Source organism: Duganella violaceipulchra (assembly GCF_019166075.1).
GTDB lineage: Bacteria > Pseudomonadota > Gammaproteobacteria > Burkholderiales > Burkholderiaceae_D > Rugamonas > Rugamonas violaceipulchra.
This window is the reverse complement of sequence record NZ_JAHTGR010000002.1, coordinates 372688-396403: the sequence shown is the minus strand read 5'-3', so window position 1 is coordinate 396403 and position 23716 is coordinate 372688. Positions and strand designations below refer to the sequence as shown.

General features: G+C 59.5%; 18 protein-coding genes. 10 read left to right on the top strand and 8 right to left on the bottom strand.

Going from position 1 to position 23716, the window contains the following annotated elements:
• Nucleotides 1-135 precede the first annotated feature (135 nt).
• Both dapA and KVP70_RS04700 read left to right on the top strand, forming a co-directional pair.
• A complete protein-coding gene (gene dapA, locus KVP70_RS04705) occupies nt 136-1038 on the top strand; it encodes a 4-hydroxy-tetrahydrodipicolinate synthase (protein ID WP_217940920.1) in 903 nt (300 codons plus the stop codon).
• Nucleotides 1035-1592 carry a hypothetical protein gene (locus tag KVP70_RS04700; protein ID WP_217940919.1) on the top strand — a complete coding sequence of 186 codons (558 nt, stop codon included), beginning with the start codon at nt 1035-1037 and terminating at the stop codon, nt 1590-1592. Before dapA ends, KVP70_RS04700 begins: the two co-directional genes overlap by 4 nt.
• A 490-nt stretch (nt 1593-2082) precedes the next feature.
• Here the strand turns inward: KVP70_RS04700 and KVP70_RS04695 are convergent, their stop codons facing one another.
• Genes KVP70_RS04695 through KVP70_RS04685 form a run of 3 tightly spaced genes read right to left on the bottom strand, consistent with a single transcriptional unit; the run spans nt 2083 to nt 3567 of the window.
• Nucleotides 2083-2844: a TorF family putative porin gene (locus KVP70_RS04695; RefSeq protein ID WP_217940918.1), complete on the bottom strand. Its 762-nt coding sequence runs from the start codon at nt 2842-2844 to the stop codon at nt 2083-2085.
• A 43-nt stretch (nt 2845-2887) separates the two neighbouring features.
• Nucleotides 2888-3259: a P-loop NTPase family protein gene (locus KVP70_RS04690; protein WP_217940917.1), complete on the bottom strand. Its 372-nt coding sequence runs from the start codon at nt 3257-3259 to the stop codon at nt 2888-2890.
• A complete protein-coding gene (locus KVP70_RS04685; protein ID WP_217940916.1) occupies nt 3256-3567 on the bottom strand; it encodes a hypothetical protein in 312 nt (103 codons plus the stop codon). The genes KVP70_RS04690 and KVP70_RS04685 overlap by 4 nt, the downstream gene beginning before the upstream one ends.
• 214 nt (nt 3568-3781) lie before the next feature.
• Here KVP70_RS04685 and KVP70_RS04680 point away from each other — a divergent pair, with 214 nt between their 5' ends.
• Together KVP70_RS04680 and parC are read left to right on the top strand one after the other, a co-directional pair.
• Nucleotides 3782-5779 carry a DNA topoisomerase IV subunit B gene (locus KVP70_RS04680; RefSeq protein ID WP_217940915.1) on the top strand — a complete coding sequence of 666 codons (1998 nt, stop codon included), beginning with the start codon at nt 3782-3784 and terminating at the stop codon, nt 5777-5779.
• A gap of 13 nt (nt 5780-5792) precedes the next feature.
• On the top strand, nt 5793-8321 hold the full coding sequence (parC, locus tag KVP70_RS04675) for a DNA topoisomerase IV subunit A (RefSeq protein ID WP_229224596.1): 2529 nt from the start codon (nt 5793-5795) through the stop codon (nt 8319-8321).
• Between the two features lie 126 nt (nt 8322-8447).
• On the opposite strand, the gene KVP70_RS04670 is transcribed toward parC, so the two are convergent.
• Entirely contained in the window at nt 8448-8930 is a 483-nt protein-coding gene (locus tag KVP70_RS04670; protein ID WP_217940914.1) for a hypothetical protein, read from the bottom strand.
• 105 nt (nt 8931-9035) lie between these two features.
• Nucleotides 9036-10469 carry an IgA Peptidase M64 gene (locus KVP70_RS04665; RefSeq protein ID WP_217940913.1) on the bottom strand — a complete coding sequence of 478 codons (1434 nt, stop codon included), beginning with the start codon at nt 10467-10469 and terminating at the stop codon, nt 9036-9038.
• Between the two features lie 498 nt (nt 10470-10967).
• Here KVP70_RS04665 and KVP70_RS04660 point away from each other — a divergent pair, with 498 nt between their 5' ends.
• The 5 genes from KVP70_RS04660 (at nt 10968) to KVP70_RS04640 (ending at nt 16800) form a co-directional block, all read left to right on the top strand.
• Nucleotides 10968-11225 (top strand): hypothetical protein, encoded by a 258-nt coding sequence (locus KVP70_RS04660; RefSeq protein ID WP_217940912.1) that lies wholly within the window; start codon nt 10968-10970, stop codon nt 11223-11225.
• 69 nt (nt 11226-11294) lie between these two features.
• A complete protein-coding gene (locus tag KVP70_RS04655) occupies nt 11295-12401 on the top strand; it encodes an MvdC/MvdD family ATP grasp protein (protein ID WP_217940911.1) in 1107 nt (368 codons plus the stop codon).
• Between the two features lie 12 nt (nt 12402-12413).
• Nucleotides 12414-13385, top strand: a complete 972-nt coding sequence (locus KVP70_RS04650; RefSeq protein WP_217940910.1) for a hypothetical protein — start codon at nt 12414-12416, stop codon at nt 13383-13385.
• Between the two features lie 7 nt (nt 13386-13392).
• Nucleotides 13393-14658, top strand: a complete 1266-nt coding sequence (locus tag KVP70_RS04645; protein WP_217940909.1) for an HlyD family secretion protein — start codon at nt 13393-13395, stop codon at nt 14656-14658.
• Nucleotides 14659-16800 carry a peptidase domain-containing ABC transporter gene (locus tag KVP70_RS04640; protein WP_217940908.1) on the top strand — a complete coding sequence of 714 codons (2142 nt, stop codon included), beginning with the start codon at nt 14659-14661 and terminating at the stop codon, nt 16798-16800.
• Between the two features lie 113 nt (nt 16801-16913).
• On the opposite strand, the gene KVP70_RS04635 is transcribed toward KVP70_RS04640, so the two are convergent.
• From KVP70_RS04635 to KVP70_RS04625, 3 genes are all read right to left on the bottom strand, one after another.
• Nucleotides 16914-18146, bottom strand: a complete 1233-nt coding sequence (locus KVP70_RS04635; protein ID WP_229224595.1) for a cyanophycinase — start codon at nt 18144-18146, stop codon at nt 16914-16916.
• Nucleotides 18147-18227: 81 nt separating this feature from the next.
• Nucleotides 18228-19541 (bottom strand): cyanophycinase, encoded by a 1314-nt coding sequence (locus KVP70_RS04630; RefSeq protein ID WP_217940906.1) that lies wholly within the window; start codon nt 19539-19541, stop codon nt 18228-18230.
• 107 nt (nt 19542-19648) lie between these two features.
• Entirely contained in the window at nt 19649-22405 is a 2757-nt protein-coding gene (locus KVP70_RS04625) for a TonB-dependent receptor (protein ID WP_217940905.1), read from the bottom strand.
• Between the two features lie 159 nt (nt 22406-22564).
• Between KVP70_RS04625 and KVP70_RS04620 the strand changes: the two genes are divergently transcribed.
• Nucleotides 22565-23704 carry a succinylglutamate desuccinylase/aspartoacylase family protein gene (locus tag KVP70_RS04620; RefSeq protein WP_217940904.1) on the top strand — a complete coding sequence of 380 codons (1140 nt, stop codon included), beginning with the start codon at nt 22565-22567 and terminating at the stop codon, nt 23702-23704.
• The last annotated feature ends 12 nt before the right edge of the window (nt 23705-23716 follow it).

Here is a 23716-nt window from a genome sequence, read left to right as displayed (position 1 = left end):
ACTTGGGGACGGGGTGTAAACAAGATGTAAAAATGGCCGGTATTTACGTTTTATATACACGCGCGGCCCGACTATTTAGAACATTTTTACGGGGGCAGGAATACGCTTTTTCTGTCGCAACTACCTGAAGAAAACATGCTTACCTCCCTACACGGCATCTGGGTGCCGCTGGTCACCCCCATGCATCATGGTGAAATCGACTTACCCCGTTTACAGAACCTGGCCGCCGACCTGGTGAACCAGGGCGTGCACGGCCTGGTGGTGTGCGGCACCACCGGCGAGGCGCCGCAGCTGGACCTGGCCGAACAGGGCGCGGCGCTGGCCGCCGTGCTGGAGGCGGCGCACAAGCGCTGCCCAGTGCTGATGGGCATAGGCGGCAGCGACACCTACGCCGCCGCCAGCCGCGTGCTGCAATTCGATGATTTGGACCTGGCGGGCTACCTGGTGTCGACCCCGGCCTATGTGCGCCCCTCGCAGGAAGGCCTGGTGCGGCACTTCGAAACCATCGCCGCCTCGACCGGACGCCCGATCGTGCTGTACAACGTGCCGGCGCGCACCGGCGTCAACCTGGAGCTGGCCACCGCCAGCCGGCTGGCCGAGCGGCCGCAGTTCGCCGCCATCAAGGAGGCCGGCGGCCGGCTGCGCCAGATCACCGATCTGGTTGAACATACGCCGCTGTCGGTGCTGTGCGGCGATGACGCGCTGCTGCTGTCGGCGTTGTGCAGCGGCGCCCACGGCGCCATCTCGGCCTCGGCCCACATCCGCGTCGACCTGTTCGTGCAGTTGTATGAGCTGGTCGAGGAACAGCGCCTGCCCGAAGCGCGCGAGCTGTTCGCCAGACTGCAACCCTTGATCCAGCTGATGTTCTCGGAACCCAATCCGGCGCCGCTGAAGGCCGCGCTGGCGATGCAGGGCGTGCTGCGCGAAGAGCTGCGCCTGCCCATGACGCCCGCCACCAATGGCTGCAAGGCGCGCATCGCGACCATGCTGGAAGCGCTGGACGAGGTTCCGGTCTACACCTCGGCGGAGGTCATATGATCGTCGCCCTCACTGGCATGGACGGCAACGCCACCGTCTCCGACCTGGCCGAAGACCTGGCCATGCTGCGGGTGGCGGCCGGCAGTCGGGTGCTGCTGGTCAGCCCCCACCCCGGCGCCTACGATCCGCATCTGTACGACGACCTGGTGATCGACGCCTCCCACCGCGACGCCGATGCGGCGCTGGCCCGTGCGGCCGTCATCGTGGCGCTGGTGCGCCCCGCCGAAATAGAACAAGGCCGCCACGCCGACTTCCTCGGCCGCCTGCGACGGGCGCAAGAGCTCAATCCCTGCGCCCGCGTGCTGGTGACCGTGGCCCACGGCAGCAAGCCGCTGACGCCGCACCAGACCGGATGCCTGCTGGTGTTCGTCGCGCAAATCCCCGGCGCGCGCCTGGCTGACACGCTGGAACTCGACCAGCGCGGCACCTACCACTCCCACCACAGCGAACTGGAACTGGACTCGCGCAAGACGGCCTATGTGCTGTGCGCCCCGGAAGTGCGCCATCTCTACAGTGAAGTATTCCGCGCCGGCGCGAGCCGGGCGTACAACTGAAAGAAAAGGTTCTTCACGAATTTTCGGGAATATGTTTCGCCGCACGGCGCTTCCTGCGGCGGGCGCTTCGCCCAGAGCCGGACTTGCGCTGAGTACCTTTGCCTGGCAGCGCTGCCGATACGCTGGGAGAGCGGATTTCGTTTGGCAGCGGACCGGATTGGTGATCCTTCGGCAGATGCGAGGCGCGGACGCGCTCAGCACCTGCCGCCCGGTTGGCGGGATCAGGGCTTGGCGTCTCCCGCGCCCGCGAGCGCTGGCTGTCTGCCTGCGCGCCACCCCTATATTCGTTAGAGCCGCTTAGCGGGGTTTAGTTCCGAAAATATCGCAAACTCGCGCGAAATATCGGTGGTTAGCGTTGGGTAGTAGTGGTTATCACGTTTTAGTAAAAGCCGAAAAAACAGGACCCGCCCTCCGCATACCTAACGTCGCAGGCAAAAAAGAAAGGGCGCGCGCAACGCGCCGCCCCTTTGAAGACCGGATGCTAGACCGATCAGAACACTTTGCTGATGGTCAGCTGCAGCGCGGTCTTGCCCAGGAACTTGCCGTTGGCCGGCGAAGCGTAGGCGGTTTTGTCGGCGTTGGTGCCGATCACCGCCAGCGCTCCAGTCACCACGCCGAAGTCCTTGGTGGCGCCGATCTTCCAGTCGCTATAGCTGGCCGCGCCATTGTGCTTGACGTTCTGGTGGCCGGCGTGCAGGTTGACCGTGTAGCCCTCGCCCGCCTCGATGTTGGCGCCCAGGTCCAGATAGCCGCTGTTCTTGCTGTCGACAAAACCAAACAGATTCGTCACCGAGTGCGAATACTTGATATAAGCAGGGCCGTAACCCAGCTGGCCGTACACCTCGGTGGTGTTGGCGTTGGCGAAGCCGCTGACGTGCGACAGGTCGTTGGACGGGTAGACATAGGTCAGCACACCCACGTCGTAGGACACGTCGGCCGTGAGCTGGCCGCGTTTGCCGGCGTAGATGTCCCACTCGATGTCGCCGCTGCCGCCGGCGTCCTTGGTCCATTTGATGGTCGACAGCCAGGTGCCGGCGTAGAAGCCGGTCGGATTGTTGGTGTAGTCAAAGCCACCTTGCAGGGCCGGTTTCAGACGCGTCTGCGAAATGCCGCGATAGCGGTAGTCGCTGACCACCGCGGCGTTGAAGCTGGTCTCATTATCCGGCTTGGCGGCCGGCGCGGCATCCTCGGCGTAAGCGTGCGTGCCCGTGAAAGCAGCGACGACGGCTGCGGCGAGTATCAATTTCTTCATGATGCGGTCTTTCTTTTGGTGGTTAGATCAAGTGGTAAAAACATCAAGCGGTAAAAACTTCGCGGTACAGGGCGTCCATATCGGCCGGCTCCTGTCCGTGGATAACAGTGCTGGCCAGCGTGGCCGACATCACCTGCGCCACATAGGCGCGCACTGCGGCACGCTCGGCGTCGGTGGGTTCGCCGGCGCCGCCGACCAGCACAAACAGCACGCGCAGTCCGGGATTGAACATGCGCGCGGCATTCAAACGGGCGATCAGCTGGTAGCGGGTCGACAGGTCGGCCTGGTCCGGCTTCAGCGGCACCACCGCCAGCCGCGCGGCGACCAGCTCGGCGCGGCTCTCGGCGCTGTCGCGGCCTTCGGTGTCGACCAGCACGGCAGTGCCGCCGTGCCGATTGGCGGCCGCCACGATCATGCAGCGCCCCGCACGGTGAAGCGGCCGAATTCGGCGCCAGGCAATGCCTGCATCACCGCCTCCATCACCCGCGCCACCATGGACGCGCCCACGCACAGCCACACCTTCATGCGGGCGCCGTGCTCGCAGGCCTCGATGCGCATGAACTCCAGCGCGTCGCCGCAAATGCGCGTCACCATCTGGCGCAGCGCCGTCACGGCGGCGGTGTCGACGGTCAGCTGCATCACGCAGGCCGGCGCCGTTTTGCGATAGTCGGCGGCCCAGATCGAGCGGCGCTGGGCCGCCCTGGTATGGAAGAAAGCATGCATATCGAACCCCTGGATTGATCGTTGCGATACAAAACAGCTTATCGATGGCGCCGTAAAAACGGTCTAAAAAGGCGGGCCGTGGTTGTAAACATCGTGTATAAATTGGCCCGCGCCGTTTTTTTGCCGCGATTACGCCCGGTTGAGGATAGAATACGCAAACGTCCGCATAAAACTGTACATAAACCCAGTATCGAAATTACAAGCTTGATCACGTATGGCCACTAAAAAACCAGTTTCCGACTACAGCGAAGCATCCATCCGGGTCCTCAAGGGCCTGGAACCCGTCAAGCAACGCCCGGGTATGTACACCCGCACCGAGAATCCGCTGCACATCATCCAGGAGGTGATCGACAATGCCTCGGACGAGGCGCTGGGCGGACATTGTAAAAACATTATCGTCACGCAGAACGCCGACGGCAGCATCACCGTCGAAGACGACGGCCGGGGCATCCCGGTCGGCCTGCACCCCGAAGAGGGCGTGCCGACGGTGGAAATCGTGTTCACCCGCCTGCACGCGGGCGGCAAGTTCGACAAGGGTTCGGGCGGCGCCTACGCGTTCTCGGGCGGTTTGCACGGCGTCGGCGTGTCGGTCACCAACGCGCTGTCCAAGCGCCTGGAGATCACCGTCTGGCGCAAGGAGCCCGACGGCACCGGCCTGCACAAACTGGCCTTCGAGCACGGCGACGTGGTCGAGCCGCTGTCCTCCGCGGTCGCGCCGCGCGACGGCAAAAAGTCCGGCACCCGCGTCACCGCCTGGCCGGACGCCAAATATTTCGACTCCCCCGCCATCTCGCAGACCGAGTTGCAGCGCCTGTTGCGCTCCAAGGCCGTGCTGCTGCCGGGTGTCACCGTCACGCTGACCAACGCCAAGACCGGCGAATCGCAGGTCTGGCAGTACAACGACGGCCTGCGCGGCTACCTGACCGAGGCGCTGGCGCAAGCGACCGACGGCGAGACCCTGATCCCGCTGTTCGAAGGCGCGCAATTCGCCGGCCCGGACGCCGAAGGCTTCGCCGAGGGCGAAGGCGCGGCCTGGGTGGTGGCATGGACCGAACAAGGCGCCGTGGTGCGCGAATCCTACGTCAACCTGATCCCCACGCCCAACGGCGGCACCCACGAATCGGGCCTGCGCGACGGCTTGTACGGCGCGGTGAAGAGCTTCGTCGAGATGCACTCGCTGCTGCCCAAAGGCGTCAAGCTGCTGCCGGAAGACGTGTTCGCGCGCGTCTCGTTCGTGCTGTCGGCCAAAGTGCTGGACCCGCAGTTCCAGGGCCAGATCAAGGAACGCCTGAACTCCCGCGACGCCGTGCGCCTGGTCTCGACCTATTCCAAGCCGGCGCTGGAGCTGTGGCTGAACCACCATGTCGACTACGGCAAGAAGCTGGCCGAACTGGTCATCAAGCAGGCGCAATCGCGTCTGCGCTCGCTGCAAAAGGTCGAGAAGAAGAAATCGTCCGGCGTGGCCGTCCTGCCGGGCAAGCTGACCGACTGCGAATCGAGCGACGTCGCCCGCACCGAACTGTTCCTGGTCGAGGGCGACTCGGCGGGCGGTTCGGCCAAGATGGGCCGCGACAAGGAATTCCAGGCCATCCTGCCGCTGCGCGGCAAGGTGCTCAACTCCTGGGAAACCGACCGTGACCGCCTGTTCGCCAACAACGAGATCCACGACATCTCGGTGGCGATCGGCGTCGATCCGCACAGCGCCGACAGCATGCCGGACCTCTCCGGCCTGCGTTACGGAAAAATCTGCATCCTCTCCGATGCGGACGTCGACGGCTCGCACATCCAGGTCTTGTTATTGACGCTGTTCTTCAAGCACTTCCCCGGCCTGATCGCCAACGGGAACATCTGCATCGCCCGGCCGCCGCTGTTCCGCGTCGACGCGCCGGCGCGCGGCAAGAAGCCGATCCAGAAGCTGTACGCGCTCGACGCCGGCGAACTGGTGGCGATCGAGGACAAGCTGCGCAAGGACGGCCTGAAGGAAGGCGCCTGGTCGATCTCGCGCTTCAAGGGCCTGGGCGAGATGAACGCCGAACAGCTGTGGGAAACCACGATGAACCCGGACACCCGCCGCCTGCTGCCGGTATCGCTGGGCGCCTACGCGCACGGCGAATCGTCGGCGCGCTTCAATATGTTGATGGGTAAGGGCGAAGCGGCCGCGCGCCGCGCCTGGATCGAAGAACACGGCAACGAAGCCGAAGCAGATATCTAATTACTGACCGACTATGACTCATCAAGCAAATCTCTTTGACGAACCGGCGCCGGAAGCGGCGGCGGTGGCTCAACCTGCGGCACCTGCGGCGCCCGCGCCCTCGCCTGCGCCCGCGTCCGCGCAAGCGGCCGGCGACGAGGCCGTGCACGACGGCGTAAGCGCCACTCCGCAGGACGGCGGCGGCAATGACCACAATGGCGGCGGCGACGGCGGCAATGGCGGCGGCAACGGCGGCAACGCCGGCTCCCCACCAGGCGGCGATGACGGCGACGGCGGCGACACGCTGACCCTGTCCACCTTCGCCGAACGCGCCTACCTCGACTACGCCATCTCGGTGGTCAAGGGCCGCGCGCTGCCGGACGTGTGCGACGGCCAGAAGCCGGTGCAGCGCCGCATCCTGTACGCGATGAACGAAATGGGCCTGAACAGCACCGCCAAGCCGCGCAAGTCCGCGACCGTGGTCGGCGACGTGCTGGGTAAATTGCACCCGCACGGCGACCAGTCGGTGTACGACGCCATGGTGCGCATGGCACAGGACTTCTCGCTGCGCTATCCGCTGGTCGACGGCCAGGGCAACTTCGGCTCGCGCGACGGCGACGGCGCCGCGGCGATGCGCTACACCGAAGCCCGATTGACGCCGATCGCCAAGGTGCTGCTCGACGAGATCAACCTCGGCACCGTGGAATTCCAGGCCAACTACGACGGCTCGACCGAAGAACCATGCCTGCTGCCGGCGCGCCTGCCGATGGTGCTGTTGAACGGCGCCTCCGGCATCGCGGTCGGCCTGGCGACGGAAATCCCGTCGCACAACCTGACCGAAGTGGCGCAAGCGGCCGTCGCCATGATCCGCAATCCGAAGATCACGCACAGCGAATTGATGGCCATGATCCCCGGCCCGGATTTCCCGGGCGGAGGCCAGATCATCACCCCGCCGTCGCAGATCAGCGACATGTACGCGACCGGCCGTGGCAGCATGAAAGTGCGCGCGCGCTGGAAGATCGAAGAGCTGGCGCGCGGCCAGTGGCAGGCGGTGGTTACCGAACTGCCGCCGGGCACCTCGTCGCAGAAGGTGCTGGAGGAGATCGAAGAGCTGACCAACCCCAAGATCAAGATGGGCAAGAAGGCGCTGTCGCCGGAACAGATGGCGCTCAAATCGCTGATCCTCAATTCACTGGATACGATACGCGACGAATCGGGCCGCGCCGCGCCGGTGCGCCTGGTGTTCGAGCCGAAGTCGAAGAACCAGGACCAGACCGAATTCATGCTGCTGCTGCTGGCGCATACCTCGCTCGAATCGTCGGCCTCGATCAACCTGGTGATGATAGGCGGCGATGGCCGTCCGCGCCAGAAGGGCCTGACCGACATCCTGCAGGAGTGGATCGAATTCCGCTTCGCCACCGTCACCCGCCGCACGCAGTACAAGCTGGGCAAGGTCGACGCGCGCATCCACATCCTGGAAGGCCGCGAGACCATCCTGCTGAACATCGATGAAGTGATCCACATCATCCGCAATTCGGACGAACCGAAAGCGGCGCTGATGGAGCGCTTCCGCCTGTCGGAGATCCAGGCCGAAGACATCCTGGAAATCCGCCTGCGCCAACTGGCCCGCCTGGAAGCGATCAAGATCCAGCAAGAGCTGGCCGAACTGCGCAAGGAAAAAGGCCTGCTGCAGGACCTGCTCGACAACCCATCGTCGATGAAGCGCGCCATCATCAAGGAAATCGACGCCGACGCCAAGACCTATGGCGACGCCCGCCGCACCCTGATCGAGGAAGCGCAGAAAGCCGTGGTCGAACAGAAGGTGGTGGACGAACCGGTGACCGTCATCATTTCGGAAAAAGGCTGGATACGCGCGCGCACCGGCATCGGCCACGACGCCGCGCAGTTCACCTTCAAGGCCGGCGACACGCTGTATGGCGCCTTCGAGTGCCGCACGGTGGACAACCTGCTGGCCTTCGGCAACAACGGCAAGATCTATTCGGTGCCGGTGGCGGCGCTGCCGAACGCGCGCGGCGACGGCGTGCCGATCACCACCCTGATCGACCTGGCGTCCGGCGCCCGCATCCAGCACTACTACGCCGGCACCGGCAGCACGCAGCTGCTGCTGGCGACCAGCGCCGGTTTCGGCTTCGTCGCCAAAGCGGGCGACATGGTCAGCCGCATCAAGGGCGGCAAGGCCTTCATCACCCTGGAAGACGGCGACGTGCCGTTGCCGCCGGCGGTCATCGCCGACAGCGCCAGTGCGGTGGCCGTGTTGTCGGCCAACGCGCGCGTGCTGGTGTTCGGCATGGACGAGATGAAAGTGCTGACCAACGGCGGCCGCGGCGTGATCCTGATGGAGTTGGACGACAAGGAAACCCTGATCGCGGCCAAGCCTATCAGCCAGAAAGGCGTGATCGTCGCCGGCATCGGCCGTGGCGGCAAACCGCAGGAAGAACGCCTGTCCGCTTCGGCGCTGGCGGTCCACTTCGGCAAACGCGCCCGCAAAGGCAAGGCGCTGGCGACCAAGATCAAGCCAACCTCGCTGACGCCTATCGTTTAACCCCGGGGGTCAAGTCTGACATTCGGACACGGACTGGACTTTAGGCCCCAACGAAAAAAAACCCGCAGGCACCGAACGCGATCTTGAGCGCGTTCGGTGCCTGCGGGTTTTTTTATGCGCCGCTACTTAGTTCTTGGCGGCGGCGGCTTTGACGTCGGCAGCCGATTTGGCTTTGACAGCGTCGGTCTGGTTGGCGGCGATGGCTTTGTCGGCGGTCGCGTCAACGGTTTCCTTGATTGCCTTGGCGTCGGCTTTCACTGCTTTTTTCTCGGCCTTTTCCTCGGCCTTGGCGACTGCCTTGTCACCTTTTGCCGATGCCTTGGCTTTGTCTTCAGGATCGGCCTTGGCTACTTTTTCGTTGGCTTTGGCTTTTTCCACGTCGACGTGTGCGGCGGCTGCGTCATGGGTCTTGTTGGCTTTGGCGATAGCCTTGTCGGCTTTCTTGTCGGCTTTGACGTCGGCCTTCAATTCCTTCTGCTGCGCCTTGGCCACGTCCTTGTTGGCTTCATTTTCAGCCTTGACGACGGCCGGGGTCTGCACCGGAGTGGTTTGTGCGTAAGCGGCGGTTGCGAACAGGCCGGCGATCAGGGCAGCGATAATTTTGTTCATGGTGTTTCCTCTCAAAGTTCTATTTGGATGCGTTCTTGTCTTGCCACGTATCCAGAATAAGCCGATGAGAGGAAGTACTCTGTACGGTATCGTACTTAACGGAAATTACCTGCCGGCCCCCGGGCGCGAGTACAAATCGATGATGGCCCCAATGGCGTCGGCGCAGACGGCGCAGAACTTCTCGCTGCGGTCGAACATGATGCACTGCATCTGCGGGCGGTAGTAGCCGCTGGCCTCATAGTTCGCGCCCTCGAACGCGCCCACGGTGTGGACGTGCGGGTCCTTCGAGAACAGCGCGTTGCTCGATTCCAGGTCCTTGCGAAACAAGGCGCTCATCTCCGACTCCGGCCGGTTGGCGGCGCGCAGCGCGGCGCGCTCCTTCTGGTAGGCGCGCGACGCGGTTTCATAGGTCTCCTTGGCCCACGGCGTCGGCAGCGGCGTGCCGTCCTTGACGAACTTCTTCCATTTCAGCTTGGCCGGATCGCGCAGCGCGGTGGCATTCGGCTCCCACGGTTCCTGGCGCGTGCCGTTCGACTGGTAGGCCACCGGCGAGGTGTAGTACTCGTCGGCCAGGCCGGCGAAGTGGTGGCCGAATTCGTGCACAAACAGGTAGTCGGCCCAATCGTTGTTGGCCGCCGCGGTGCTGAACTGGCCGAAGATGCCGCCGCCGCCGTAGGTCTCGTTGTTCACCAAAATCTCGATGAATTCATACGGCGCGTACTGCGCCAGCTCGCGCAGCGCGCGGTTGTCGGTGGTGAGCACATAACGCTCGCTGCCGAAGATGTCGTAGCGCGTGCCCAGCGGCGAGGCGTGATGCACGCCGGTCGAAGGCCGCGACACGCCCGATTCCTCGGTCGGCAGCGCCAGCGCCCAGACATTGAAGTCCTTGGCGCGCTCCTTGAACGGCGAGGTGGCGAACAGGTGGTCGGCCAGCTTGCGCGCGGTCGCCTCGAACTTGGCCATGTCGGCCTTGGTGTAGCCGTCGCCCAGGATCAGCAGGTCGACCTTGTCCGGCGACGGGCCGTTGACGCGGATGGCGATCGGCTTGGGCGCGGCCGCCATCGATGCGGGCGGCGTCTGCTTGCGCAGCACGTCCATCGCGTCGGTATCGACATCGGCGGTCCACACTACCGAGAAGGCGTTGCGGTCGTCGCGCTTCAGGATGCGCACGCGCACCGGGCGGTCCGGCTTGGGAAAGCGCACCGATTCCTGGAAGCCGCGATTGCCGTGCGTTGCCTCGTCGGTGCTGCGCCATTCGGCGAACACGGTGGAGAAGCCACGCGAGTACAGCAGCTCGCCGGTCTTGGCGTCCACCACCTCGACCATGTTGTTGCCGCGATTGGTGTCGTCGATGGTGCGCCGCATATCGCCCGGCCACGGCAGCGGCTCGATCACCACGCGTTCCATCGCATAGCTTTCATTGAGCGCGTTGCCGCTGTGGAGGTAGTCGAGACGGACGGTAGCGGGTTGCGCAGCCATCGCTGGCAGGGCGGCGACAGCTGCGAAAGCGGCCAACGCCAAGGATAAGAAACGGTTCATGGAACTCCTGGTGAGCAGTGTACGGTGGACGCCATTGTAATCCCGTGCAGTGCGATAAGCGATCTGATGCAAGGAGCGAAACGCAGGCTACTTCCCATTAATTAGGCTGCAAGCCTATATTCGGTCATGGCCAAGTGCGGGAACACACGGGACATATCACTATGTCCAAAGTTATTAGTCCTCCGGAATGCGTCCATCCAAGCATTTTCTTAGCTCCGGCGCCGGGCCGTCGCCGACCGTTCTTTCAAGCTCCTGTGGTTTTCGACGTCAACCCGATCAAACAGTCCACGTGCGTGAGACCCTCCACTTAAGACTAGCTTAATAGCCTCTAGTGCTACTGCAAATAGATATCTCGATACGCCCCAAAGTTACATTCCGAGAGATTTTGATGCTTTTTTGTCAGTATTATTCCGCTACCCACACACACAAAAATTATCCCAACAGTGGGATATGTTGGGTGAAAACTTATCGACCCGAAGGGTCGCTTCTAGGAGAGTTATGAATAATCGTATTATTTTGCGTCAGGCTGCACGTGATTTGACTACAGAAGAACTAGACCTGGTATCGGGGGGCACCGACGAAGACATGCCTCCTGATTGGGATAACGGCGGTGGTAGTGGTGGCGGCGGCGGCGAGCACACGGGCAGCCACGGCGGCGGCGGCGGGTGGATGACCCCTGGCCAACCAACGAAAAAGGTATCTAGCCAAGACCCAAATGGTCCCATGGATGAAGACAAGTCTTCCGGCGACTTTTAAACTTTTGTAGAACACGATAAATCCGTTGCCGAATTACTTTAATTCGGCAACGGTAGAATACTATAGACAATGAAAAATATTCTAATTCCCGCGATGGTCGGCGACACTGATTCAATCATCGTGCAGTTGGCACTTGAAGAGCTTGGACATGTTGTCCATAGATTAGTGGGGGATAATTTCCCCACTCGCCAAACCATCAGCTATAGCATAAGCAACGCAGACCTAGCTCTGGGAAAATTCCATGATATAAATAGTGGCCTATCATCGGATAATATTGACACTGTCTGGCTCCGCCGTCCGCGTTGGCCTGTCATATCTGAAACCTTACATCCTTCCGATAAATTTATAGCCGAGGAGGAATCAAAGCAGTTCATTCGCTCTCTATATCAAACATCGTGGGATTCCGCTATTTGGGTGAACAGTCTGGAGGGCAAGCGTCGTGCCGGCAGCAAGTTATTACAACTTAGAGTCGCTGCTGAGCTAGGGCTAATTATTCCTGATACGTTGGTCTCTAACAATCCGGATGAAATCAGGAAATTTGTAAAAGAAAAAAACGATTCGGCTATCGTAAAGCCTTTAATGGGAGGCGACTGGAAGGAAAATGGAAAGCGCTACGTCACTTATACTGCGGCGATATCGACTGCGCAGCTCAATGACAATGAAATGATTGCCGCATGTCCATGCATCTATCAAAATACCATTCAAAAAGAGTATGAAGTGCGAGCTACATTTTTCGGAAGTACAGCAATCGCCGTTAAATTGAACTCGCAAGACGTTAAAAGCGGAAAACTGGACTGGAGGATCGCGGAGCCCCATACTCTGAAAATTTCCCCCATTGAACTGCCAACTGAAATATATAAAAAATGCATTTCCGTCATGAATAAGCTTGGAATTATTCATGGAAGCTTTGATTTCGCGGTCACCGGGAATGGAGATTGGGTTTTCTTTGAAGTCAACGAAGCAGGCCAATTCCTATGGCTGGAAGATTATGTTCCCAGCCTCCCAGTCCTTCAAACCGCAGTCGAATTCCTACTTAATCCATCTGCTGATTTCATAATGAAAAATCCCGGCAGAAGAATAACCATACGGGAAATCGTCAATTCCGACAAATATAAAATGTCCCTTTTGGACGATCAGAAAAATGTTGGCAGCTTTAAAAACACCGCCATAATTTAAGGGATAGAAGCCATGCATTATGGAAAAATAAAACACAAAATATTCCCGTTAAAAACAGGTTTATTATTTTTAATTTTATTTTTCCATTTATTTTTTTCTCATGCCGCATCGGCGCGCCCCCCTATCTGGACAAAGGTCGAGATAATATCAAACGATATAAACTTGATCCACACAGCAAGAGAAACAATCAAAATTTCCGGCGGAGACTCGATAAACATCGACGACCCAAAATTAAAAAATCAGTGTGATGCTGTACGTGCGGCCTTACCAACAAAACGCGTGTCATGCACTGCGGTCCTAGAGCAAGGAAACACGTATATCTATGTGGTTCAGATTTTTACGACAGTCGTTACAAATAAGAGTGTGCACTGTTTCAACGAAAAAAAATTAGCGGCCGATTTAACCCAACTCGCCAAGAAAATAGATGAAGACTCTTCCAGAATGCTTATTGATTCCGAATCCAACATACAGGGTGAATTCGTCACCCCCAAAAATGTGTTGAGCTACAGATCCGAAAAACGGCGCACGTACTCCGAAGGTTACCACCAACATCTACAAGGCCGGTCTACCGAAATAGAAGTTGGCGGGTATAGCTGCAAATATCAAGATAGAGCTGACGCATTTAGACTATTGAACTATCTGGGGGACCCTGCTCTTATCAAACGAATGGTTCCGCTGGGAATTGAAGACGGTGAGATAATTGTAAGGAATAATGCGTTCCGTTTGGCTTCCACGTTCTCTTATTTATTTGATGAAAAAGAGACCATCCATTTAATCGACATCGCATGCCATAATATCGATGGCGAAAACTTTTTTGATTTAAACAAATCATTGGCCACATTAGACAGCATCATCGAAATCAACAATGGAAAAAAAGAACAAATTTCGCATGAATGCTTGCAACGAATAAAATACCTCGCTGACATTAGCAAGACCGAGCAGATCGGCGGTTATGCAAAAAGAATATTGACAAAGATTCAGTAAATTATATATGACGGACAACTTATTTAGGTCTGGCGCTCTGAATGCGCGCAGAAACGAGTGGCTCGGTCAAATCTTGATCGTCCGGCCTTTATCTTTTTCTGTTTTTACTTCTTTATCCTTGATATTCCTGCTCATTTTTATAATTTTCACATTGTATGGCAGCTTCACAAAAAGAGTAGCTATACCTGGGCAGTTAATGCCGAGTACTGGATTGATAAAAGTACAGCCAAGACAGAGTGGAGTAGTTGTAAGTAAATGGATTTCTGAAGGCGTGGACGTTAAAAAAGGCGACAAACTTTATGAGATAAGTGCTGAACGCTTTACAAATTATGGAAACTTAGAAAACGCAATTGTTGAAAATGCAAAGAGACGAGTGATCTCTTATGAACACCAAATTTCTACTACTCAATTGTCCAGCTCTGAAGAAGTCCGCGCTATATTGGAAAAGATATCTGCTCGAAAAAAAAACATAGAACAAATCGACCTGCAGATCAGCAGCCAACGCCAACGACTAACTATGGCGGAAGACGCCGACTCAAGGTATAAAAATCTTCTTAAACAAAATTTTGTCTCCGCAGAGATGGGAAACCAAAAAATTGGAGACATGCTGGAGCAGAGTTCAAAACTGCAAAGCCTAATAAGGGAAAAAATCAGTATCCAGCAGGATATCGAAGAGTATAAAAATTCGATATTGCCTTTAAAATTGAAGACCGCCAGCCAGATCGAACAACTTCAGCGTGAAGTCGAGCAAGCAAAGCAAGAATTATTGGAAGGCGAAAGCAAAAAAAATCTAGTGATTGTTTCACCAACTGACGGTCGCGCTACTGGTGCGATAATGCACATCGGGCAAGCTGTTACTTCAAATACGACCTTGGTCAGCATTATTCCGAAAAATGCGGTCTTGCAAGCATTCTTATATTCTGAATCAAAATATATCGGATTCATCAAGCAGGGTGATAAAGTTAATTTGCGGTATCAGGCTTTTCCATATGAAAAATTCGGACTCTCTACTGGCAGAGTCAGTTCAGTTTCCAGATCCGTACTCTCAAAAAATGACCTTGATTCGATATATTATTCCGTCGGATCGCAAGCGCCGCTATATCAGATCACCGTCGAATTGGACTCGCAAGGCGTGCAAGCCTATGGGGAAAGCGTCGCTCTTCAACCTGGCATGCTTCTGACTGGCGACGTTAAACAAGAAACAAGAAAAGTGTGGGAATGGATACTGGAGCCATTGCTGGGAATAACCAAAAAAGTAAAGAATGGTGAATAGATGTCGTTGATTAATCGTTTGTCTTTTGGTTTTTCTCGAAAACTGCCAGTGTTGCTTCAAACTGAAGCAAGCGAATGTGGTTTGGCCTGCCTGGGAATGTTATTAGGTTATTTTGGTAAACACGTAGACATGCACGAATTGCGCCGTGACTTCTCGGTTTCGCTCAAAGGAGCTACATTAAATAACTTGGTAAAAATCTCCCGATCCAGCGGATTGGTGACTAGACCTGTAAAAATTGAAATCGAGTCGCTCGGCGAGTTGCGTCTTCCTTGCTTATTGCACTGGAACATGAACCATTTCGTGGTCTTGAAAGAAGTAAAAAAACGAGGCTTGATCATTCATGATCCCGCCACCGGACCGGTGAAAATATCGCACAAGGCCGCTTCCGCCTCATTCACGGGCATCGCGATGGAAGTTTGGCCGAGCTTTGATTTTAAAATTCAGGCGAAAGTTCCATCCATTTCGATGCGATCGTTAATGGGGCAAGTTGTCGGCGTAAAACGAGCCTTAACGCAGTTAATAATTTTAGCGCTAACGTTGCAAGTTATAGGAATGACTGCGCCGTTTTTCCTGCAATTAGTCATCGATAACGTCATCCCTTCCGGCGATCAGGACCTGTTAAAGATATTAGCTGTAGCTTTTGCTGTGCTTCTTGTAGCCCAACAAATTTTACAGTTCCTAAAAAGCTACGTTGGAGTTTATTTCGGAACCACATTAAATTTACAATGGCGAGAAAATGTATTCTCTCATCTCCTGCGTCTTCCCATGCAGTTTTTCGAAAAAAGACATATTGGCGACGTTGTATCCCGGTTTAATTCCATTGATCAAATTCAGAAAGTCTTAACGACGTCAATCTTAAGTTTCGTTCTGGATGGAATATCCGCCGTGCTGGCCCTCTCGCTGATGATTCTTTACAACGCGAAGCTTGCATTTGTGGGAATACTTGCGATGGTCCTATATGGTCTGGGCCGTTTTATTTGGTATACGCCATTAAAAGAGGCCGCGCGCGAACAAATAATCCATTCAGCAAAGTTTCAATCGCACTTCCTTGAGACCATTCGAGGTATCCGCACTATTAAATTATTTCAAAAAGAAGAAGAAAGGCGACAAATCTGGCTTTCTGGCGTCATAAACCAAACCAATTCTGATTTAAAAATGCAGAAATTGATAATGTTTTATGAAATGCTGAATGGTGCCCTATTTGGAGCTGAGAATATCATATCGATTTGGATAGGGGCTAACTCCGTGCTTTCCGGAGACTTCAGCGTCGGTATGCTATCGGCGTATTTGGCATATAAAGCGCAATTTGTTTTCCGGATTAATGCTTTAATTGATCGTTACTTTGATTTGAAGATGCTGAAGCTCCACGGAGAAAGGCTTAGCGACATAGTCCTTCATCCACCTGAGCAGGCGACAGAGAATTTATTGGATGTGGAAAAACCTGAACCGACGCTCACGTTGACTAACGTTTCCTTCCGCTATTCAGATCATGAACCATTTGTCTTGAAAAATATATCGTTAACAATTCGTTCTGGTGAATCGGTAGCAATAATAGGGCCTTCGGGATGTGGAAAATCCACATTACTGAATATTATCATTGGCTCACTTTATCCGACGTCGGGAAACATTTCCATGGGAGACATGTTGCTGAGTCCGGCAGAGCTCCCAATATTACGGTCAATGATAGCTACCGTGCTTCAAGATGATGTTCTGTTCGCTGGTTCAATCGCCGAGAATATATGTTTTTTTGATCCTGAGATGGATTTTGAACGGGTCGTAGAATGCTCGGTGTTAGCCGCTATATCGGATGAAATCTCAAAAATGCCGATGAAGTATCAGACTCTTGTCGGTGACATGGGCACGGTATTATCCGGGGGGCAGAAACAAAGAATTCTTCTAGCTAGAGCGTTATATCGAAAACCTAGCATTCTTGTTTTAGACGAGGCGACCAGCCATTTGGATATCCAAAGGGAAGCCGAAGTCAACAGGGCTATAAAAAGTTTGAAGATTACGCGTATTATCGTCGCCCACAGAGAGGAAACCATTCTAAGCGCAGATCGTGTCTTGAAATTCGAAGATGGCTCTTTGATCAGTGACGCCGAAAATTCCATTGCGGAAAATTCCTGTACTGCAACTCAGTAGCCATGATCGAGAGGACGGGCCTGACTTGCCGGCACTCACAGTGCAATCCTGCGCAGGCAGTGCGGTGACGGCAGCGAAGGGGGCCAACGCCAGGGATACGCCACCTGCTCCCGCTAGTTTTTCTGCGTCAGCGACTGGCCGATGTCGAGCGGCCGGATGTCGAGCCGCATGTTCAGAATCGAATAGCTTTGCGGCGCCGCCGACGCGTAACCCACGCTGTCGCGCGTCTTGGAGAAGGTGAACTGGAAGCCCAGCTCCGGCAGCGGCGTGTTGCGGCCGCTGGTGGCGATGCCGATCGCCTCGCTGCGGCGGTTGTTCATCAGGTTCTCCATCAGCTCCACCACCGCGTTCCTGCCCAGGATGTCGGCCGAGAACACCGGCTCGCGCAGCACCGCAGCATGCGCCTTCAGCTTGCCGGCGGCCTTGGCCTCGGACGGCGTGAAGGTGTGTGTGCCCAGGTCGTACTTGTCGCCCCGGTCCAGATAGCTGATGACGGCGTTCGAGACATTGAACCCGCCGCTGGCCGGATCGGTGGTGGCGCGCGTCAGGTCGATCAGCAGCGCGCCCTTGTGGCCGACGATCTCCACCCGCCGCCGGCTGTCGACCACCATCGCCGTGTTCTCGTCGATGCCCAGCCCGAACTTGTAGCCTTTCTTCAGCATGGCCGGGATCATGCGCGCGAAGCGGCCGCGCACCAGCAGGTGCTGGTCGACGAACACGTCGTCGCCGATAAAGCCCAACCCCGGCGCGATCTCCCTGCCCTCGGTGACGCCGCCGCGCAGCGTGGCGAACACCGTGTTCGGCGCATAGAACATGGTGCTGCTCATGATGGCCGCGCCGGCGCTGCTGCCCGCCACCACGCCGCCGTTGCGGTACAGCTCCCACACAGCATCCAGCACCGCGCTGCGGCTGCCGTCCTCGCGCACCAGCGCCTGGGTGATGCGGGCCTGGTCGCCGCCGACGAAGAACACCCCACCGGCGCCGCGCACCGCCGCCGCAAGTTCGGGATCGTCGGCCACCTTGCGGAAATCGCTGTCGGCCAGCTTGACGGCCAGCGGCACCAGGAAGGCGTCCGCGCCATACTGCCTGAGGAAGCCGACGATGGCCGCCCCCACCGGCGCCGGATCGGCGGCGGCCGACGGCAGCACCGCCACCCGAGCGCCCGGCCCGCCAGCCAGCTGCACGATGCGCTGCCAGACGTCGGCGTTATCCTGGCGCAGGTTGCCGCCGATGATGACCAGCGAACCCTTGGGAGCGGGCGGCGCGACGCTCGACGCGGCCAGCGCCCCGTCCAGCGGCACGGCCAACATCAGCGCGGCCTGCAAGCAATGCTTCAAGATTGACATCCGCATAAGCGCCCCCGCCATGAAAAATGGGATGGAGCCAGAGGCGCCATCCCATCCAATATACCCGATTTTTCGCCGCCGCTAGCGGTAGCGGTACAGCGGCTGCTGCAGCTGGATAGGCCGGATATCCATGCGCAGCTTGAGCACCGAATACGCCTCGACCTCGGTCGAACTGTAGCCGACGCTGTTGATGGTTTTACTGAAGCGGAACTCGAAGCCCAGGTCCGGATAGGCGTCGCGCGGATTGCCGAAGGCGATGCCGATGGCTTCCTGCTGGGCGTTGTCGATCAGGTTGACCATCAGGTCCAGCACCGCGTTGTTGCCCAGGATGTCGTTGGTGAACACCGGCTCGCGCGTGTCCGGCTGGTTGGGATCGAGCTTGTTGTCGGCCTTGTCCGGCGACGGCGTGAACTCGCGCGACACCAGGTTGAACTTGTCGCCCCGGTCCAGATAACTGATGGTGGCGTTGCTGATGTTGAAGCCCTTGATGCCGCGGTCGGTGATCGCCGCCGACAGGTCCAGCAGCAGCGCGCCGCTGTAGCCGATGATCTCGACGTCGCGCCGGGCGTTGACCACCATCGCGCTGTTCTCGTCGATGCCCAAGCCGATCTGGTAGCCCTTCTTCAGCATCACCGGGATCATGCGGGCGAAGCGGCCGCGCACCAGCAGGTGCTGGTCGACGAACACGTCGTCGCCGATGAAGCCCAGGCCCGAGGCGATTTCATGGCCGTCGTTGACGCCCTGCTTGAGCATGTCCAGGGTCGGCTTGGCGTCGTAGAACATGGTGGTGCTCATGATGGCCGCGCCGGCGCTGGAGCCGGCCACCACGCCGCCGTCGCGGTACACGTCCCACACCGCGTCCAGCGCCGCCGTGTGCTTGCCGTCCGGGCGCACCAGCGCCTTGGTGATGCGGGCCTGGTCACCGCCGGTGAAGTAGATGCCGGTGGCCGAATGGATGGCCGCCACCACCTCCGGGTCCTCGGCCGCCTTGCGGTAGTCGCTATTGGGCAGCGTGACGCCGAGCGGAATGAAGAACGCCTGGGCGCCGTACTGATTGAGCTTGTTGACGGTGTTCTGGGCCGACTTCTCGGGATTGATCGAGGCCGAGCCGAACACGCCGATGCGCGCGCCCTTGCCGCCGGCCAGGGTGACGATGCGCTGCCAGACTTCGGCGTTGTCGGCCCGCAGGCCGCCGCCGATGATGACCAGGTTGCCCGCCGGCGGCGCCAGCACCGGCTTGGGCGGCGGCACCGCCTTGGCCGGCTTGCTGGACTTGACCGGCGCCTTGGCGGCCGGCGCCGACCCAGCCACCTGCGCCGCACACACGCCCGCGCCGGCGACGACCAGCAGCCATAGCATGACGAGACGGCGCAGTGTTAAACCTGTTAATTTCATGTTGCCCTTCCGATGAAAACCGGCGCCACGCTCACGCGCGGCGCCGTCGATAATGCAGATGATACCAATCAATTACTAAATCCGGCTTAAAGCATCATTACGTTACATTACTTGAAGGCGTAATTGGCGCTGGCATACAGGCGCCGGCCGCGCGGATCGGTGTAGGTCGGATCATAGCCCGAGATGAAGAAAAAGGCCTGGTTCGAGTACGGCGGCGCCGCGTTGAACAGGTTCTGCACCCCGGCGCGCAGCTTGAACGCCTTGTTGACCTGCCAGGCGCCCGACAAATCCCACAGCGAGTAGGCCTTCACATGGTTGGCCGCCACCACCGTGCCGTCGTCGGTGTTGATCGCCGAGTTCTGGTCTTGGTAGCCGCTCGACCAGGTGTTCGACAGGCTGGCCGAATACGGGCCGCGATCCCAGTCGAAGGTGACCGTGTGGCGCCAGCGCGGCACCACGCCGTCGGTGACGAAGCGTCCCAGGTTGCTCAGGTAGGGGTCACCCACCGCGTTCTGGATCTTCGAGTTGAGCACATAGGTGCCCGACAGGTGGCCGCCGAAGTTGCCGGCCCAGGTCTTCACGCCGCGGTAGTCCAGCGTCAGGTCCAGGCCCGTGGCCAGCTGGGCGCCGCGGTTTTCCTTGCGCAGCTCGATGTAGTCGATGGCGCCGTCCTCGTCGCGGTGCACCAGGTTGCCGTACTTGGCCAGGTTGCCCAGGATGACGTCGTCGCCGATCTCGCTGATCAGGTCCGTGCGCTTGATGTTCCAGTAGTCCAGCGTCATCGTCACCTGCTTGGACGGCTCGATCACCATGCCCACCGAGTACTGGCGGCTATGCTCAGGCTTCAGCTGCGCGTTCGAATAGCGGCGCGTGTTCCAGTTGTCGGCGCAGTCGGCCAGGCTGTTGTCCGCCGCCGCGCAGGCGACCGGATCGGGCAGGGTCGCGGTGGCGCTGTAGACGGTCGGCCGGTACAGGTCCGACATCGACGGCGCGCGGAAGCCGCGGCCGGCCGAGGCGCGGAACAGCATGGTCTTGGCCGGCATATAGGTCACGCCCACCTTCGGGCTGGCGGCGCCGCCGACCACCTGGTAATGATCGTAGCGCGCCGACAGCTGCGCTTCCCACTGCTTGGTGAACGGCAGCAGCAGCTCGCCGTACACCGCCTGCACCGTGCGCTTGTCGCTGGTGGCGCGGCCGCCTTCGGGCGCGGCGTCGTTGTTGATGTTATCGCTCAAGAGCAGCGCCGACGGCGTGAAATCGGTGCGCTCGTGGCGCACCTCGCCGCCGATCGCCAGCGCCGCCTCGCCGCCGGCCAGCGTGCCGACCGGGTGCGCAACCTTGAAGTCGACCGAATCCATCACGCCGCGCGCATGGCGCACGTCGTCGTTGACCTGGATGCTGTCGAGCAGCGCCACGCCGGCCGCGCCGGACGGGCCGAAGGGATTGATCACGCCATCGTAGATGCCCTGCACCAGCTTGTCCTTGAGCAGATAGCCGTGGGTGTCCTTGTCCTTGATGGTGTTGATGCCGTGGTTCAGGGCGACGTCGTAATCGAAGCCGTTGGCGCTGCCGGTCAGGCCAACCACGAAACGCTGGCTCTCGCTGGTCAATTCGCTGGTGCGGCGGCCGGCGTCGTTGAGGCGGATGCGCAGCTCGACATCACCGGTCACGTCGTCGTCCGCGCTGGCCTCTTCCGACTCCAGGTCGTACTTGGCCAGCCCCGGTATCTTCTTGTAATTGATCGATGCGTTCACGCGCGCTGTCGAGGCCACGTAATGGGTCTTCGAGCGGCTCAACGCGACTTCGGCGAACAGCTGGTTGTCGGGGTTCAGTTGCAGCACGCCGCGGCTGAGGAAGTTGACCTTGTCCGACTTCGGATACAGCTCGGTGTCGCGCATGTAGTTGTAGGTGCAGGCGTCGACCCCGCCGATGCCGGCCGGCAGGTACAGATTGGCCGGCGGCGCGCAGCCCGGCACCGACAGGTTGATGGTGCGGTTGGTCAGCGGCTTGCCGTTGAGGGTGAAGCCGTTGTCGTTCAGGTAGTCGCGCTGGGCGCCGGTCAGGCGGATGTTGGCCGGCGAGGTATAGCCGGACAACAGGTGCGGCAGGCGCTCCGGGATCTGCAGGTTGCCGATGAACTTGCGCTGCGAGGTGCTCAGCGCGTCGGTGCGCTGCACGTCCACCACCGCGAACACATTGTAGCCGTCGCGGGTCAGGTCGCCGGTGCCGGCGGTCAGCGTGGCGGTGCGCTTGCCGGCGCCGCCCTCCTGGGTCTTGCCGCCGTGGGCGTTCAGCTCCACGCCCTGGAAATCCTTGCGGGTGATGAAGTTGATCACGCCGCCGATGGCGTCGGTGCCGTACAGCGCCGAGGCGCCGTCCAGCAGCACTTCGACGCGCTGGATGGCGGCGGCCGGGATGTTGTTCAAATCGACGCCGGTGTCGTCGCCGGGCGAGGCGAAGTTGGCCATGCGGCGGCCGTTGAGCAGCACCAGCGTCGACGAGGTGCCGATGCCGCGCAGGTTGGCGCTGTTGAAGCCGCGCTGGTCGTGGCCGTCGGTGATGCTGGCGCCGTCGGTCAGGCCGCCGACGTTGGCCGACACCCGCGCCATCAGCTCCGAGGCGGTGGTGACGCCGGCCTTCTCGATCTCCTCGCGGGTGATCACCTGCACCGGCAGCGCGGTTTCCGATTCGATGCGGCGGATCGCCGAGCCGGTGATCTCCACCTTCGGCAGCACGGCCGGATTGGCCGCCGTCGTCTGCGCCAGCGCCGGCTGGCCCAGCAGGCCGACCACGGCGCCCGCGCCCAAGGCCAGGCGCACCGACCGCGCCATCATCGTCACTCGCATGCTTTGCACATCACCCATGATTTTCTCTCTGATTGTTATATAAATAATTCCATTAAACTAACTGTACGCACATCGCCGGGAAAACTCAAGAAAGCAGCCCGCCTTTCACCCCGCAGCGATTTACTTTGTGAAAATAGTGCTACATACTCAATCTTTGTCGACAAAGTCCTTCCCGCCATGCAAGTACACAAACATCCGCTGTCCGGTCCGCACAGCAACGCCAGCTTTGAACTGACCAGCCTTCACTACGGCCGCCCCGGCGCCGGCAAGAAGGTCTACATCCAGGCCTCGCTGCACGCCGACGAAGTACCCGGCATGCTGGTGGCGCAATTCCTGCGCAAGGCGCTGGGCGCGCTGGAAGCGGCCGGCCGCATCACCGGCGAAGTGATACTGGTGCCGGCCGCCAATCCGATCGGCCTGGCGCAGGCCATCCACGGCGCCGCCTTCGGCCGCTTCGACCTCACCACCGGCATCAACTTCAACCGCTCGTACAAGCACGTGGCGGACGACCTGAAAAAATCGCTGGACGGCCTGCTGGGCGCGGACGCCGACGCCAACGTGCGCCTGATCCGCGAGCACGCGCGCGCCTCGATCGCCGCCTGGCAGCCGGCCACCGACGCCGACACGCTGAAGAAAACCCTGATGACGCTGGCAGTCGACGCCGACATCGTGCTCGATCTGCACTGCGACAACGAGGCTGCGCTGCACATCTACGCCGGCACGCCGCTGGCCGAAGGCGTCGCGCCGCTGGCCGCCATCCTGGGCGCACACGCGCTGCTGCTGGCCTACCAGGCCGGCGGCGAACCGTTCGACGAAGCGTGCAGCCGCCTGTGGTGGGACCTGGATAAACACTTCGAAGGCCGCTACCCGATCCCGGCCGCCTGCCTGTCAACCACCGTCGAACTGCGCGGCGAAATGGAAGTGAGCTACGCGCTGGCCGAGCAGGACGCCGCCGGCCTGATTCAGTTCCTGACCTTGAACGGCGTGCTGCAGGCGGCGGATGCCGCTGCCGCCGCGGCGGCGGCCGTGCTGCCGGCGCCGCTGTGCGCGGCCACGCCGCTGGAGGGCGTCGAGCCGCTGGTCGCGCCGCACGCCGGCATCCTGGTCTACACCCGCGAGCTGGGCGCGCGGGTGGCGCCGGGCGACGCCGTGGCCGACCTGATCGACCCGGTCAGCGGCGAGACCACGGTGATACGCGCCGGCGTGGCCGGCGTGTTCTTCGCCCGCAGCGCGCACCGCCACGTAATCCGTGGCATGAACGTCGGCAAAGTCGCCGGCGCCCAGGCTTACCGTGCCGGCGATTTGCTGAGCCAATGACGCAGTCTACAA

Coding starts and splice junctions, on each gene's coding strand:
- dapA (WP_217940920.1), top strand. CDS start 136: ATGCTTACCTCCCTACACGGCATCTGGGTGCCGCTGGTCACCCCCATG.
- KVP70_RS04700 (WP_217940919.1), top strand. CDS start 1,035: ATGATCGTCGCCCTCACTGGCATGGACGGCAACGCCACCGTCTCCGAC.
- KVP70_RS04695 (WP_217940918.1), bottom strand. CDS start 2,844: ATGAAGAAATTGATACTCGCCGCAGCCGTCGTCGCTGCTTTCACGGGC.
- KVP70_RS04690 (WP_217940917.1), bottom strand. CDS start 3,259: ATGATCGTGGCGGCCGCCAATCGGCACGGCGGCACTGCCGTGCTGGTC.
- KVP70_RS04685 (WP_217940916.1), bottom strand. CDS start 3,567: ATGCATGCTTTCTTCCATACCAGGGCGGCCCAGCGCCGCTCGATCTGG.
- KVP70_RS04680 (WP_217940915.1), top strand. CDS start 3,782: ATGGCCACTAAAAAACCAGTTTCCGACTACAGCGAAGCATCCATCCGG.
- parC (WP_229224596.1), top strand. CDS start 5,793: ATGACTCATCAAGCAAATCTCTTTGACGAACCGGCGCCGGAAGCGGCG.
- KVP70_RS04670 (WP_217940914.1), bottom strand. CDS start 8,930: ATGAACAAAATTATCGCTGCCCTGATCGCCGGCCTGTTCGCAACCGCC.
- KVP70_RS04665 (WP_217940913.1), bottom strand. CDS start 10,469: ATGAACCGTTTCTTATCCTTGGCGTTGGCCGCTTTCGCAGCTGTCGCC.
- KVP70_RS04660 (WP_217940912.1), top strand. CDS start 10,968: ATGAATAATCGTATTATTTTGCGTCAGGCTGCACGTGATTTGACTACA.
- KVP70_RS04655 (WP_217940911.1), top strand. CDS start 11,295: ATGAAAAATATTCTAATTCCCGCGATGGTCGGCGACACTGATTCAATC.
- KVP70_RS04650 (WP_217940910.1), top strand. CDS start 12,414: ATGCATTATGGAAAAATAAAACACAAAATATTCCCGTTAAAAACAGGT.
- KVP70_RS04645 (WP_217940909.1), top strand. CDS start 13,393: ATGACGGACAACTTATTTAGGTCTGGCGCTCTGAATGCGCGCAGAAAC.
- KVP70_RS04640 (WP_217940908.1), top strand. CDS start 14,659: ATGTCGTTGATTAATCGTTTGTCTTTTGGTTTTTCTCGAAAACTGCCA.
- KVP70_RS04635 (WP_229224595.1), bottom strand. CDS start 18,146: ATGTCAATCTTGAAGCATTGCTTGCAGGCCGCGCTGATGTTGGCCGTG.
- KVP70_RS04630 (WP_217940906.1), bottom strand. CDS start 19,541: ATGAAATTAACAGGTTTAACACTGCGCCGTCTCGTCATGCTATGGCTG.
- KVP70_RS04625 (WP_217940905.1), bottom strand. CDS start 22,405: ATGGGTGATGTGCAAAGCATGCGAGTGACGATGATGGCGCGGTCGGTG.
- KVP70_RS04620 (WP_217940904.1), top strand. CDS start 22,565: ATGCAAGTACACAAACATCCGCTGTCCGGTCCGCACAGCAACGCCAGC.